At 66.9% G+C, this 13,984-nt stretch carries 10 protein-coding genes; 2 read left to right on the forward strand and 8 right to left on the reverse strand.

Annotated features, from left to right (window positions below; genetic code table 11):
- Positions 1-38: 38 nt before the first annotated feature.
- On the forward strand, positions 39-5,726 hold the full coding sequence (locus EV667_RS02230; protein ID WP_165901537.1) for an autotransporter domain-containing protein: 5,688 nt from the start codon (positions 39-41) through the stop codon (positions 5,724-5,726).
- A 39-nt stretch (positions 5,727-5,765) separates the two neighbouring features.
- Here the strand turns inward: EV667_RS02230 and EV667_RS02235 are convergent, their stop codons facing one another.
- From EV667_RS02235 to EV667_RS02270, 8 genes are all read right to left on the reverse strand, one after another.
- Positions 5,766-6,299: a flavin reductase family protein gene (locus EV667_RS02235; RefSeq protein ID WP_131833702.1), complete on the reverse strand. Its 534-nt coding sequence runs from the start codon at positions 6,297-6,299 to the stop codon at positions 5,766-5,768.
- A complete protein-coding gene (locus EV667_RS02240) occupies positions 6,296-7,627 on the reverse strand; it encodes an LLM class flavin-dependent oxidoreductase (RefSeq protein ID WP_131833703.1) in 1,332 nt (443 codons plus the stop codon). The genes EV667_RS02235 and EV667_RS02240 overlap by 4 nt, the downstream gene beginning before the upstream one ends.
- A gap of 96 nt (positions 7,628-7,723) precedes the next feature.
- Positions 7,724-8,953: an ABC transporter substrate-binding protein gene (locus tag EV667_RS02245; protein WP_165901538.1), complete on the reverse strand. Its 1,230-nt coding sequence runs from the start codon at positions 8,951-8,953 to the stop codon at positions 7,724-7,726.
- Complete coding sequence (locus tag EV667_RS02250; RefSeq protein WP_131833705.1) at positions 8,946-9,512, reverse strand: carboxymuconolactone decarboxylase family protein; 567 nt, start codon at positions 9,510-9,512, stop codon at positions 8,946-8,948. The genes EV667_RS02245 and EV667_RS02250 overlap by 8 nt, the downstream gene beginning before the upstream one ends.
- Positions 9,512-10,432, reverse strand: coding sequence for a branched-chain amino acid ABC transporter permease (locus EV667_RS02255; protein WP_131833706.1), 921 nt, complete (start codon positions 10,430-10,432; stop codon positions 9,512-9,514). The genes EV667_RS02250 and EV667_RS02255 overlap by 1 nt, the downstream gene beginning before the upstream one ends.
- Positions 10,429-11,292 carry a branched-chain amino acid ABC transporter permease gene (locus EV667_RS02260; RefSeq protein WP_131833707.1) on the reverse strand — a complete coding sequence of 288 codons (864 nt, stop codon included), beginning with the start codon at positions 11,290-11,292 and terminating at the stop codon, positions 10,429-10,431. The genes EV667_RS02255 and EV667_RS02260 overlap by 4 nt, the downstream gene beginning before the upstream one ends.
- A gap of 1 nt (position 11,293) precedes the next feature.
- Positions 11,294-12,046 (reverse strand): branched-chain amino acid ABC transporter ATP-binding protein, encoded by a 753-nt coding sequence (locus EV667_RS02265; RefSeq protein ID WP_131833708.1) that lies wholly within the window; start codon positions 12,044-12,046, stop codon positions 11,294-11,296.
- A complete protein-coding gene (locus EV667_RS02270; protein WP_131833709.1) occupies positions 12,043-12,816 on the reverse strand; it encodes an ABC transporter ATP-binding protein in 774 nt (257 codons plus the stop codon). The genes EV667_RS02265 and EV667_RS02270 overlap by 4 nt, the downstream gene beginning before the upstream one ends.
- A gap of 174 nt (positions 12,817-12,990) precedes the next feature.
- Between EV667_RS02270 and EV667_RS02275 the strand changes: the two genes are divergently transcribed.
- On the forward strand, positions 12,991-13,896 hold the full coding sequence (locus EV667_RS02275) for a LysR substrate-binding domain-containing protein (protein ID WP_131833710.1): 906 nt from the start codon (positions 12,991-12,993) through the stop codon (positions 13,894-13,896).
- The last annotated feature ends 88 nt before the right edge of the window (positions 13,897-13,984 follow it).

The raw sequence follows: 13,984 nt of genomic DNA on the forward strand, positions 1-13,984 counted from the left end.
CCGCGCCTCGTCGTTCACAGTTTCATGGGAATATGCCGATGTCCGCCTCCGTTGCTCCCCTCCGTCGCCACCGCAACCGCGCGCAGGCCTGGCTCGGCCAGACGGGCCTCTCTTCAGGCGCGGGCAGCAAGCTGCCCGCATTGCTGCTGGCCCTGGGGCTCGGCATGGCCGCGACGCCGGCACTGGCGGCGAATTTCAATGTCGCCAACGAGGCCCAGCTGGCCGACGCCGTCTCAAAGGCGGCCAATGGCGACACGATCACCTTCACAGCCGATATCGAGCTGAGCGGCAAGGGCAAGGCCGGCACCATCACGACCAACGTCACCATCAATGGCAATGGCCACAAGCTGGTGGGCAAGGAAGGCACGAACGCCAACGGGCTTTATGTCCAGTCCGGCACGGTGACGATCCAGAATCTCGATCTGTCCAACCTGACCACCAAGGGCACGAGTGGCGGAAATGGCGGCGGCGGCGGCGGCGGCGGGGCGGGCACGGGCGCCGGACTTTTTGTCGGCGCGGCGGCGAACGTCACCCTCAGCAACGTGATCCTGACGAACAACAGTGCCGTCGGCGGCAACGGCGGCGTTGGTGTCATTGATGGCAGAGACACCACCTCCCAGGGCGGTGGCGGTGGCGGCAGCGGCCCCAATGCAGGCAACGGGCAGTCCTCCACAGGCGGCAGCGTTGGGCAGGGCGGCCCCATCGGGGGCGGCGACGGGAATGGCGGCAATGGCCAGTGGGGCGCTGGCGGCGGGGGCAGTGGAAGTCAGGCAAAAGGTGGCAATGGCGGGTTCGGCGGCGGCGGCGGCGGCTCCCTGGATGCGAACATTGGCACCGGCGGATTTCTCGGGGGTAACGGCGGCGCGGGCAGGCCTCCTACGAGTGGCTACTCGTGGTTTAACGGTGGTGGTGGCGGCGGCGCGGGAATGGGCGGTGCCATCTTCGTTCAGGATGGCGGCACGCTCTCCGTCACCGGCACGCTGACACTTTCGGACAATACTGTCGGGGGCGGAACGGGCGGCAGCAGCAGGGCGGGAGCCGGCGGGATTAGCGGTGCCGCTGGCGCGAACGGCGGCGCCGCTGGCGCCGGCCTGTTCCTCGCCGGAAACGGCACTCTTGGTCTCTCCTCCGCTGCGGGAGAAACGCAGACGATTTCCGACGCCATCACCGATCAGACAGGCCTCGGCGGCACCGGCGCCAATGCCGGCAGCTGGGGACTGGTGAAGACCGGCGCCGGCACTCTCACTCTCACCGGCGCCAACAGCTATACCGGCGGCACCACGGTGAGCGGCGGCGTGCTGCGCGGCAATTCGACGAGCCTCAAGGGCGGCATCGTCAACAATGCCAGCGTGGTGTTCGATCAGCCCGCCGCCGGGACCTATGCCGGGATCATGTCCGGTACCGGGGCGATGACCGTCACCGGTGGCAAGCTGACGCTGACCGGCGCCAACACCTATACCGGCCTCACCTCGGTGACGGGCAATGGCACGCTTGACCTGACCGCTGCCAACACTCTCGCAGCGGCGAGCACCATAGCTCTCGACAATGGCGCGCTGCTGCTTGGCAGCGGGGTCGGCATCACCAACGCCATTACAGTCACGAACCGGGGTAGCCTCGGCTCAAGCGGCGGCATTGCGACCGTGGGCGGCGTCATCAGCGGCGCCGGCGCGGTGGACGTCAATGCCGGCACCGTCGCTCTCGCGGCCAACAACACCTTCAGCGGCGGCCTGAACGTCACCGGCGGCGCAACGGCGCTGTTTACCGCCGATGCCAATCTCGGCGCCGTCGGTGGGGCGGTCACGGTGACAGAGGGCGGCATGGTCGGCGCGGCGGCGAATGCGGCGGCGAATTTCACCACGAACCGCAACCTGACCGTCACCGGCACAGGCGGCATTTCCGGCGCGCAGCACGCCGTGAACTGGAGCGGCGCCATCGGCGGCACCGGGACTCTGGTCGTCAGCGGTGCGAATGTCGTTGAACTCAGCGGGACCAACACCTATTCCGGCGGAACCTCGATCCAGGGCGGCGCCCTGAAGGTGGACTCCGACGCACGGCTCGGGGATGCCGCCGGCACGCTGGCATTCTCCAACAACGGCCGCCTGCTGGCCTCCCAGTCCTTCACCACCGGACGGGCCATCAATGTGGGCACCGGCGGAGGCGGTTTCGAACTGGGGGCGGGAACGACCCTCGGCCTGAGCGGCGCGATCACCGGCGGCGTGGTCAACCAGACGGGCCAGGGCACGCTCGTCGTCACCGGCGCCAACTCTCACGCCGGCTTCGCGAATTATGGCGGCACCCTGCAGGGCAATTCCTCCTCGCTCGGGCGGGCCATCCGGTTCGACAGCGACGCCGCGAACACCACGTCCCGCCAGGTGGTTTTCGCCCAGGCCACGGACGGCACCTTCACCGGCAATATCGGCGGCACCGGCTCGACCCCGGGTCTTGGCAACGTCGTCAAAACCGGCGCCGGCAAGCTCACCCTGACGGGCGAGAGCAACTTCACGTCCCAGACTGCCGGCACGGCCGAATTCCAGGTGCAGGAAGGGACGTTGCAGGGCAACAGCAAGAGCCTCGCCGGCAATATCGAGAACAATGCGGCGCTGATCTTCGACCAGTCCTTCGACGGCACCTATGGCGGCGCGATCACCGGCACCGGCGCGATCACCGTCAGTGGCGCCGGCAAGCTCGCCCTTGGCGCCACCAGCACGATTGCGGGCGCCACCACGGTCTCGGGCGGCGGCACCCTCGTCACCACCACCGCCAGCAATTTTGGCGCGGGGTCGACCCTCGGCCTCAATGGCGGCACGCTGATGCTTGGCACGGGGGCGACCGCGTTCGACAAGGCGATCACCATCACCGGCATCGGCGGCCTCGCTGCAACGGGCGGCACCACCCCCAACGACGCCGTCGCGACCATGAGCGGCGTCATCAGCGGCTCCGGCCAGCTGGACGTCAACAGCAACACCGTCGTTCTGGCGGCGAACAACACCTTCACCTGCGGCCTGCGCGTCATCGGCAGCAATGCACAGGCCCTGTTCACCACCGACGCCAATCTCGGCACGGCCGGTCAGGCGATCACGCTGCAGAATGGCGGCGTCGTCGGCACAACGGCCGATGCCGCGCCCAATCTCACCATGACCCGCGACCTCAACATCGTCGGCTCGGGCGGTCTCTCCTCCGCGCTCCATCCGCTGGTCTATGCCGGCACCATCAGCGGCAACGGCACCTTCATCAAGTCCGGCGGCGGTATCGTGAACCTCACCGGCACCAACAACGCCACGGGTGGCACGGCCGTGCGCGCCGGCACGCTGCAGGTGGCCTCCGACGACAAGCTGGGCGCGGCGGGCGCAGGGCTGGAGCTTTCCGAGAACGGGCACCTCTGGGTGACCCAGAGCATGACCACCGCACGCGCCGTCACGCTTGGGGGAGTGCCGGGCGGCGGCTTCCAGCTCGACAGCGGTACCACGCTCACCCTCACGGGCGCGATCAGCGGCACCACGCTCAGCCTGCTGGGCACCGGCACGCTGGTGCTCAACGGCACCAGCACCTATGCCGGCATCGTCAACAGCGGCGGCACCATCATAGGCAACACCGACACGCTGAAGGGCAACATCATATTCGACTACAACGCGGACAATCCAAATGCCCGCTCGATCGTCTTCCAGCAAGATGAAATCTACAGTATATTTGCGGGCAACATCACAGGCCTCGGCACCGAGACAGGGTACGGCACCGTTGTGAAGACCGGCGCGGGCATCCTCGTCCTGACCGGCGAGACCAAGTTCGCGGGGCTGGCCGACGGCTACGCCTTCGATGTGCAGCAAGGTTATCTTGAGGGTTCAAGCAAGAACCTCGTCGGCAAGATCCATGTCGCCGAAGGAACGGAGGTAACCTTCAATGAGATTGTCGACGGCACCTATGCAGGCGGTCTTGAAGGCGAAGGCGAGCTCGCCAAGAACGGCAAGGGGACGCTGACCCTCAATGGCATCAACAGCGCCCTTGGCGGCACCACGGTCAATACCGGTACCCTCGTCTTGAACGGCACCCTGAACACGGCCGGCGAAGGCACCACTATCTGGGGGGGCACCCTTGCCCTGAACGGCACCCTGAACAGCGCCGGCAAGGGCACTAACATCGAATATTACGGCCTCCTCTCCGTGAATGGCACGCTGAACGGCGACGTGTCTGTCAACAAGGGTGGCACGCTTGAGGGGAGCAGCCGGATCAACGGCAAGGTCACCAACAATGGTGGCAAGATCAACCCCGGCAACTCCATCGGCCACATCACGATCAACGGCGATTTCGAGTTCGACGATGGCGAGATGGTGGTGGAGGTGAATGCCGAAGGCGAGAGCGACCGCATCATCGTCGTCGGCGCCGGCCATACGGCAACCATCAAGGCCGGCACCCTCAGCGTCATAATGGAGCCCGGCGACTACACGCCCGGCACCGTCTATACCATCGTCACCGCCGAAGGCGGCGGCACGGCGCATTTCGACTCCATCACGGGCGGCACCGCCTTCCTTTCTCCCGAATTGTTTTCGGACCCGCAGAACCTCTACCTCACCCTCGATTTCGCGGCTGACGCCTTCCGCTCGGCCGGTGTCACGGCCAACCAGCAGGCGGTGGGCAGCGTCCTTGATCTCGTGAATGCCAGCGGCACCGCTCCCGGCCTGATCAACGCGCTCGCCAATGTGCCTGTCGGCTCCGGCGCCGCCGCGCTGCAGCAGCTGAGCGGCCAGCCCTATGCCGACTTCGCCACGGTGAACATGCGCGGCAGCCAGCTGTTCATGAACACGGTGGGCCGCCAGATGGCGAATGATCGCGGCGCGGGCGTTGGTGGGCAGAGCGCCGCCCTCGGTGCGCCGGACCTCGACGGCCAGTCCCGCTTCAGCGCCTGGGTCAGCGGCATCGGCACCAAGGGCAGCGTCGACGGCAATGGCAACGCCGCCGACCTCTCCTATTCGCTGGGCGGCACCGCCTTCGGCATCGGCTACCGGGTCGATCCAAGCTTCCAGATCGGCGTTGCCGGCGCCTATGTGGGCGGCTCGCAGTCGGTCGACGGCTTCATGGGCGACGGCAACACCGAGGCGGGCAGCGTCGCCCTGCACGGCTCCTTCGCGCAGGGCCCGCTCTATGTCGACGGTTTGCTTGGCTACGCCTATGCCAGCAATGAGCTGGAGCGCAAGTTCGCGGTGCCCGGCGTCTTCGGCATCGCCAACGGGTCCTCGTCCTCCAACCAGTTCCTCGGCCAGATCGAGACCGGCTACCGCATCGCCATCGATGGGGGCTCCACCAGTGCGATCACGCCGTTCGGCCGCCTCCAGGTGGTGAGCGCCAATCAGGGCGGCTTCACCGAGACCGGCTTCAGCGACTTCAACCTGACCGCGAGCGGACAGACGCTGACCTCGGTACGCACGACGCTGGGCGCCGATTTCAGCACCCGGCTTGACGTTGGCGGCATGCCGCTGGATCTCCGCGCGCGGCTCGGCTGGGTGCACGAGTTCGGCGACACCACCCGCCCGTTCACGGCGGCCTTCTCCGCCGCGCCCTGGGCGTCGTTCACCGTGTTCGGTGCGCCGGAGCCGCGCGACAGCGCACTCGTCGGCATCAGTGCGGAAGCCCAGATCCTGGACAATGCCACGCTGTTCGCCAGCTATGATGCGGAACTGGGCAGCGGCAGCGACAACCATCAGCTCTGGGGCGGCGTGCGCTTTAACTGGTGAGCCGGAGGCGGGGTGCCGGTCATGGTGCCCCGCCCGGCCTCAGTCGACGCCGCGCTGGCCGTCGATTGGCCGGAGCGCCCAGAAGCGCGCGTCGTGATAGGTTAATGGCGCGCTTTGCGACGTTTCATTGTCGATAACGCGACCGATGAAGACGGTATGGGTTGCGACATCGTGAAGGGTCTCAAGCTCGCATTCGACCAGCGCGGTGCATCCCTCAAGCAGGGGGCAGCCGGTCTTTCCCAGCCGGTGCGGAATGGTGTCGAACCGCTTGCCGCCACTTGCCGCGAACAGGTTGGCAAGTTCGGACTGGTCGGCACCGAGGAAGTTGAGGGCGAAGGCCCGCCCCCGCGTGATCAGTTCATGCGAGGCGTTGCGGCGATTGACCACCACGAGCACGAGCGGAGGGTCGGCGCTGACGCTGCACACCGCCGTCGCCGTCATGCCGTTCAGCCGCGCGCCGTGCCGGCTGGTGACCACCGTCACGCCGGCGGCGAGACGGCGCATGGTGGCCCTGAAGGCCGCCGCATCCACGCTGGCGCGAGGGGCGGCCATCGCTGCGGGCCCGCCGCTCATGCCGCGCCCCCCGCGCCCGCCAGTCGCTCGCGCAACGATCCTTCGGCATAGGAGGAACGCAGCCGCCCGCTCGCCTGAAGCAGCGGCACCACCTCGTTCACGAAATCCTCGAACGTGTCGGGGAGGAAGGCGGGCGAAATCACGAAGCCATCCGCCGCGCCGGAATCGATGATGGCGATCAGTTCGTCTGCAACATCCCGCGCCGTCCCGACAGCGCGCGGGCACATGATGCCGCGCCCGTAGATCCGGCCCGCCTCCGCAATCGTCATGGATCCATTGCCGGCAATGGAACGTAGCGCGGCCAGGTTTCCCTTGCTGCCCGTGTCGGCAATCTCGTCGATGGTGGCATCCAGCGGCAGTGAACCGAAATCGGCGTTGGCGTGGGCGGCAAGGGTGGACAGGCCGACGCGCGGATCGACCAGGCTGTCGTGCAAATCCCGCTTGGCCTCCGCCTCAGCCCGGGTTTTGCCGATGAACGGCATGATGGCCATCATCACCTTGGCCGCGTCGGGCGCCCGGCCCTCCACCTCCAGCGCGCGCACCACGTCGGCTTTGAACGCGGCCATGCGCGCGAGGCTGGGCTGGAGCGCGAAGATCACCTCCGACCATTTCGCCGCGAAGGCCTTGCCCCGTCCCGAGGAGCCGGCCTGGATGATCACCGGCCGGCCCTGAGGACTGCGCGGGATATTCAGCGGCCCGCGCGAGCGGAAGAACGTTCCGGCATGGTTCGCGTAATGCACCTTGCCGGGGTCGGCATAAAGGCCGCGCGCGCGGTCCAGGATCAGGGCGTCGGCGTCCCAGCTGTCCCAGAGTTTGAACGCCACGTCGAGGAATTCGTCGGCACGGTCGTAGCGCTCGTCATGCCCGAGATGGGCGGCGAGGCCGAAGTTGAGGGCTTCGCCGTCATTCATCGAGGTCACGACATTCCACGCCGCCCGGCCACCCGACAGGTGGTCGAGCGTGGCGAACTCGCGGGCGAGGTTGAACGGCGCGTCATAGGTGGTGGAGCGGGTCGCGCCAAGGCCGAGATGGGTGGTGACGCTCGCCATCGCGCCCAGGATCGGCATCGGGTCCATGCGCGTGGCGTCCTGGTCGCCGAGCCCGATGCCGATCTCATGGCTGTCGCCGTAGCGATCCGAAATGGCGAGCCGGTCGGCGAAGAAGACGAAATCGAACATGCCGCGTTCCAGCGTGCGGGCGATGTCGGCATAGTAGGGCAGGGTCAGGAAGGGTGTCTCATGGGCCGGGTTGCGCCAGATGGCGTGGCTGTGCACCACCGGGCCCGCCACCATGAAGCCACACAGATGCATCTGCTTGGGATTGCTCATTATTTATCCGCATGCCGTCAAGGGCACACGCCTCCCTGCGGCGCGGCACGAATGCCGCGCGCGGTTGATGTCCAATAGGCGGGATCGAGAGGGCCGTCAGCTTACGACGGCAAAGGGCGTGTTCTTTCCGTCCTTGATAAGCTGGACGTAGAAGGAGCGGTTGAGCGAGTTGCCGGCTTCGTCGAAGTCGCAGGTGCTGCCCGCGCCGTTGAAGTTGATCTTCTTGCCCGCGCGCACCATGGCCAGCGCCTGCACGATGTCGTCCACCGGCTCGCCCGGCGGGTTGCACACTTCGCGCACCGACCGGGTCCAGACGGCGGCTTCCTGCGTCTTGGCATGCTCCATCGCCAGAAGGGCGATGCAGGCCTGGTCCCAGGCATTTCCGGCAAACAGGAAGACGGTGCCCTTGGGCGCGCCCATTTCCTCGACGAACTTCGCATAGGAGGGGCTGTCGATCGGGGGCGAGGGCTGGAGGTGATAGATGCCTTCGGCGACTTCCGGCCCCACGGACTGGATGAACTTGCCCTCGGCATCGGCGCCGGTTCCAAGGGCGACCACCTTGGAGTCGAACCCGCCGCGATAGATCTCCTTGGCAATGGAGACAAAATCGGTCAGCAGGGGAAGGCAGAAGACGGCGTCATAGCCGGGCGAGAACACCTTCTCGACCTCGGCGCGGTAGGAGGCCTGGTCGGGATTGTACATCACGACTTCCACGACCTCGCCGCCGAGCTTGGCCATCTCGGCCTTGAAGGGTTCGATCATCGCCACGACGAAGGGGTTCTGCTGCGCCAGCACGGCCACCCTTTTGGCGCCGAGCTTGTCCATCACCTTGGCGCCGGCCGGGCCCCACTGCGAACTGCGCGCCTGCAGCCGATAGATCAGCCCCTTCGTCTCGCCTTCGGTCACGGCATCGGCGGCACAGGACAGCATCTGCACCTTGTCCGATGCGAGAATGACCGGCTTGGCCGCAAGCGCTTCCGGGCTGCCCCAGAACCCGCCCACCATCTCGACCTTGTCGACTTCCAGCAGCTTCTTGCTGGCGGCGACGCTGGCCGTGGCGCTGGTCTCGGAATCCTCGATGATCAGCTTGACCTTGCGCCCGCCGAGAATGCCGCCGGCAGCGTTCACCTTGGCGACGACAAGCTCCGCCGCCTGTTTCATCGCCGGGCCATAGGCACCCGTCGCGCCGGAGAACGGCAGGACCATGCCGATCGGAACGTCGCCCGCCTGCGCGAGGGCGGGAGCCCCGAGGGAGAAGCCGAGGGGCAGGGAGCCGAGGCCGGCAAGAACGGTTCGGCGGCTCGGAGAGAAGGAACGCTCACTCATCGGGTGTTTCCTTTGCGGAAGGGCTGGACGAGGGGGAAAGGTCGTCATCGACCTGCAGGGCGTCGTTGAAGCGGTTGAAGAAGCCGGCCAGAGCGATGCGCAGCGTCAGTTCGACGATCTGGCTCTGCGAGAAACACCCCCGCAGCCGCTCGAACACCTCGTCGCGTATGCCCCAGGCGCGCTGGGTCACGAGGCCGGCATATTCGATGACGAGCCGGTCTGTGGCGTCGAAGGCGGGATGATCGAAGCCGGGCAGCACCGCTATCGCGTCTTCCGGCACGCCTTCGACGGCCAGAAGCGGCTCATGGTGGGCGACGCAATAGGGGCAGGCGTTCAGCTTGGAGACCGAGACCACCGCCAGTTCGACATAGCGAAGCGGGAGAGTGGCCTGCGCCCGCAGGCCGAGCAGCATCGCGTAGAGGCCGTCGAGGGCGGGGGGTACATGCGCCAGCGTGGCCGCCTGCCCGCGAAAATTCGCATAGCCCGAGGCAAAGCGCTCGTACAGCGCCGCCTGTTCGGCCGGCAGCACGGAAGAAGGAAGCGGGGTGACGCGGGCCATCAGGCAGCCTCTCTCGGTTTTGCAAGCACATCGGCGGCCTTGCGCCGGGCTTCGGGCACCAGGCCCTGCGGGCGCAGGATGAGCAGGAGAATGATGCCGACGCCGATCAGGCCGAGGCGCAGCGCCGAGAGCTGGACGCCGTCGATGACCGAGATGAAGTCCTTCAGGAAGCGCGTGCCCTCCAGCAGGGCCATGATCGACCCCGCGCCCACCAGCAGCCCCACATTGGAGCCGCGCCCGCCCGCAATCACCGCCATGAAGGCATAGGAGGTGACGATGGCGGAGAACTGGCTGGGGTCGATATAGGTGAGATAAAAGGCCTGCAGCGCGCCGGCCAGCCCCATGACCGCACCGCCGATGGCGAAGGCCCGCACGCGCAGGGCAAACACCGGCTTGCCGAGAGCCGCCGAAATGGTGGCATCGTCGCGAATGGCCCGCAGGGCCCGCCCGAACGGCGCCCGCGTCCATCCTTCCAGCGCGACGAACACCACGGCCAGCACGCCGATGGCGAAGACGACGAAGACGATGTCGCCGCCGAACCGCTCGGTGAGGCCGGGGAACGGACGCTGGATGTCGGCGATGCCGAGGGCCCCGTTGGTCAGCCAGCCCTCATTGAGGATGACGAGGCGCACCGCCTCCCCGAAGCCGATGGTGATGATGGCGAGGTAGTTTTCCTCCAGCCGGATCGACAGCAGCGCCAGCCCGGCACTGAGCGCTGCCGCCACAAAGGCGGCGAGCAGCATGGCCGGGAGCCAGCCGATGGCGGGCGCGGTCAGGGCGGTGGTGTAGGCGCCGATGGCGACAAAGCCGACCACGCCGAAATTCACCAGCCCGGCGAGGCCCCATTGCAGATTGAGCGCCAGGCCGATCAGCGCGGCAATGATGACGAGGATGGCGATCGTGATGAGGTAGGCAATCATTTGCGCACCGCCTTGGCACTCAGCAGGCCGTTCGAGCGGAACAGCAGCAGGACGAGGATGACCGTGAAGCTCACGATCTGCCGGTAATTGGTGGGGATGAGGAGGGCGGACATCTCTTCCGCGATGCCGATGACGAGGGCGCCCACGACAGCGCCCACGGGTGAGCCCAGGCCCCCCAGAATGGCCGCCGCGAAGATGGGGATCTGGTAGTTCCAGCCGATCTGCGGGTCGATCGAGCGGTCAAGGCCCGCCAGCACGCCCGCCAGCCCGATCAACGCCCCGACCAGGGCCCAGGTCAGGCGCGCGATCAGCCGCCGGTCGACGCCGCGCGTCGCGGCGAGCGAGGGGTTGTCCGCCACGGCGCGCATCGCCCTGCCGAGCGGCGAGTGGCGCAGCAGCAGGTGCGCCAGCACCAGGCAGACGCACACGGTGAGGGCCGTGGTGATCTGTTCCTGATTGATCCGCAGCCCCTCCCAGCGCATTGGCCGGGAAATCGGCACGTCGAAGCTGCGGCTGGCATTGCCGAGAAAGAAGCGGCAGATGTTTTCCAGAACCAGCGACAGCCCCATGGACGCGACCAGAAGCGAGATCGAGTCGCGGTTCTTCAGGCGCTCGAACACCAGCTGGTCGGACAGTATGCCTGTCAGGGCGACGGTGATCGCCGCGACCGCCGCCGACGCCGGCAGGGAGAGCCCCAGCTGGGTATTGGCGACCCAGGCGGCATAGGCGCCGAGGGTCAGCATCGCGCCCACCGCGAAATTGGCGAATTTCAGCACGCCGAACACCAGCGTCAGCGCCAGGGCGGGCAGCGCCAGCAGAAGGCCGGTGACAAGACCATTGAGGAAAAGCTGCGCGACCATGTCAGACGACCTTCGCGAAGAACAGTTCGCCGAGATCGGCGGCACGCAGATCGGCAGCGCGGGCGCGCAGGCTCAACTGCCCGGCGACAAGCACGACCGCCTCGTCGGCGATGCGCAGGGCGGCCGTCACATTCTGCTCGACCAGCAGCACGGTGACGCCCGCCTCGCGCACACGCAGCACCGCCTCCATGGTCTGGTCGACGATCTTGGGCGAGAGGCCTGCCGACGGTTCGTCGAGCAGCAGGACTTCCGGGTTGGCGAGCAGCGCGCTGGCAAAGGCGAGCATCTGGCGCTGGCCGCCGGACAGGTCCCCGGCCCGCGCGCGGAAGCGTCCCGCCAGTTCGGGAAACAGCGAGAGCACCCGCTCGCGCTGTTCCGGGCCCACCCCGGCGCGCCCGCGCAGGAATTCGGTGGCGAGCTTGAAATTCTCGCCGATGGTCAGGTTGGGAAAGACGTTCGCTTCCTGCGGGACATAGGCAAGGCCCGCGGAAACGCGGCGTGCGGGGGCCTCGTGGGTCACGTCATGCCCCGTCACCCGCACCGACCCGGCCCGGACATCGAGCATCCCCGCCAGGGTCTTCACGAAGCTCGACTTGCCCGAACCATTCGGGCCGATCACGGCGAGGATGGTCTCGGGGTCCTGACGCAGATCAATGCCGCGCACGATGTCGCCACCCCGGCCATAGCCGGCGCGCAGCCCTTCGATCGCCAGGGCCGGAATGCTGTTTCCCCCGCTTCTGTTTCCCCCGGTCATGCCGCCGCTCCGAGATAGGCTTCGACGACGCGCGGGTCGCGCGACACTTGCTCGAAGGGGCCGGAAACCAGCAGGCGGCCCTCGGCCATCACATGCACATGGTCGCAAAGCTCGCCGATCAGATGCATGTCGTGCTCGACAATGCCGAAGGTGACGCCTTCCGCCCTCAGTTCCCGCACCAGCCGGATCATCTCCAGCTTGAGCGGCGGCGAAACGCCCGCTCCCGGCTCGTCCAGCAGAATGAGCCGAGGTTCGAGCAGCAGGGCGCGGGCGATGTCGAGCAGCTTCTTCTGCCCGCCGGACAGGCCGGAGGAGGGCTGATCGGCCAGATGCCAGAGCCCGATGCGCTCCAGCAGGGCGCGGGCACGCACGGCATTGGCGTGTTCCTGCGCCCACCATTTGCGCCGGCCGAACAGGGCCGCCACAACGCCCTCGCCCGACTGGTGGCGCGGCGCGAGCAGCAGGTTCTCGAACACGGTGAGGCTGCCAAGTTCACGCACGATCTGAAACGTGCGGGCCACGCCTTTTTCGGCGAAGCGATGGACCGGCAGCGCGGTGATGTCGACACCCGACAGGCGCACCGAGCCGGTATCGGGCCGCACCAGCCCGGTCATGACATTGAGCAGCGTCGTCTTTCCCGCGCCATTGGGACCGATCAGCCCCGTTATGCCCCCGGTGGCGATGGCGAGGGTGCAGGCGTCGAGCGCAACGAGCCCGCCATAGCGCTTCGTGACCGCGCAAACCTCAAGGAAGGCGGGGCGCTTATCCACCGCTCGCCTCCCTGGCAAGGTGCCCAGTGCACAAACCGTGCGCAGTCGATGCCTTTATGACGTGCATTAGCCCATCTTATGTTCAGTATTTCTACGTATTTCAGTGTAGGATTGAAGCGTTCATCTCGACAAATTTATAATGTTTTGGTTGAGTATAAGTGATATTTATTATTGATGATCCGATCACTCGAAATCGTTCTGCTGCGAACCTTCGTTCTCATGGTCGAGGAGCGAAGTGTGACGCGCGTTGCTGAGAAACTTGGCCGCACGCAGCCGGCCATCAGCCTTCAAATACGTCGGCTTGAAGATGCGGCGCGCCGCCCCCTGTTCGAGAGCAGCCTGCGCCAGCTTCGGCTGACGCCTTACGGCGAGATGCTGCTTCCCTATGCGCGGGCCGTGCTGCGCCTGCATGATGAGGCGCAGGCCAAGCTCGCCTCCGATGAAATCGAGGGCCGGGTTACGCTGGCCTGCCCGGACCTGTATGCCGCGTTCCTGCTTCCGGCGACGCTGGCAAGCTTCCGCGCGGCCTATCCTCGGGTCGAGGTATCGGTCCGCTGCAACCTCACGCGGCAGATTGCGACGGACATGGACGGCGGCCTTGTCGACGTTGCCATCGTCACGCGCATGCCGGGCGTCCAGCCGAAATCCGCCCACGCCGTGCATCTTCGGGAGGAGGCTCTGGTCTGGCTCGGCGCCGAAGGAGGGGATGCGCATCGGCGCGTGCCGATCCCGCTGGCCCTGCTGCCGGAAGGCAATCTGTACCGCGATCTGGCGCTGATGGAACTCAACGAGACCGGCATAAAGTGGCGCGTCGCCTGCGTCTCGGAAAGCATTGCCGGGCTACAGGCGATGGCACTGGCGGATGCGGCGATCATCGTTCTGGCCGAATCCGTCCATGCCCGCGGCCTCGTCAATCTTCCCGAGAACTGCGGCCTGCCCGTTCTTCCGCCGGTGGACCTCATGCTCTGGCGTCGACGCGAGGGGCTTTCCGAGGCGGCGGCGCATTTCGCCAGCCACATCGAAGGTCATATCTGCCGGGACCGCGCCTCGCCCGTGACATCAATTGCCGCAGAGGCCTGACACGGAGCTCGAAGCGGGAGCGTAGGTCCGCACGACCCGCCGTCTCCAGCCCTCGCCCGAGACAGCACCGGGAGCCGGCGCGGCCGGT

Origin of the sequence: Ancylobacter aquaticus (genome assembly GCF_004339465.1) — a bacterium.
Lineage (GTDB): Bacteria > Pseudomonadota > Alphaproteobacteria > Rhizobiales > Xanthobacteraceae > Ancylobacter > Ancylobacter aquaticus.

What these genes read in the sequence shown, in the direction of transcription:
- EV667_RS02230 (WP_165901537.1), top strand. Translation starts at nt 39, where the DNA reads ATGTCCGCCTCCGTTGCTCCCCTCCGTCGCCACCGCAACCGCGCGCAG.
- EV667_RS02235 (WP_131833702.1), bottom strand. Translation starts at nt 6,299, where the DNA reads ATGAGCGGCGGGCCCGCAGCGATGGCCGCCCCTCGCGCCAGCGTGGAT.
- EV667_RS02240 (WP_131833703.1), bottom strand. Translation starts at nt 7,627, where the DNA reads ATGAGCAATCCCAAGCAGATGCATCTGTGTGGCTTCATGGTGGCGGGC.
- EV667_RS02245 (WP_165901538.1), bottom strand. Translation starts at nt 8,953, where the DNA reads ATGAGTGAGCGTTCCTTCTCTCCGAGCCGCCGAACCGTTCTTGCCGGC.
- EV667_RS02250 (WP_131833705.1), bottom strand. Translation starts at nt 9,512, where the DNA reads ATGGCCCGCGTCACCCCGCTTCCTTCTTCCGTGCTGCCGGCCGAACAG.
- EV667_RS02255 (WP_131833706.1), bottom strand. Translation starts at nt 10,432, where the DNA reads ATGATTGCCTACCTCATCACGATCGCCATCCTCGTCATCATTGCCGCG.
- EV667_RS02260 (WP_131833707.1), bottom strand. Translation starts at nt 11,292, where the DNA reads ATGGTCGCGCAGCTTTTCCTCAATGGTCTTGTCACCGGCCTTCTGCTG.
- EV667_RS02265 (WP_131833708.1), bottom strand. Translation starts at nt 12,046, where the DNA reads ATGACCGGGGGAAACAGAAGCGGGGGAAACAGCATTCCGGCCCTGGCG.
- EV667_RS02275 (WP_131833710.1), top strand. Translation starts at nt 12,991, where the DNA reads ATGATCCGATCACTCGAAATCGTTCTGCTGCGAACCTTCGTTCTCATG.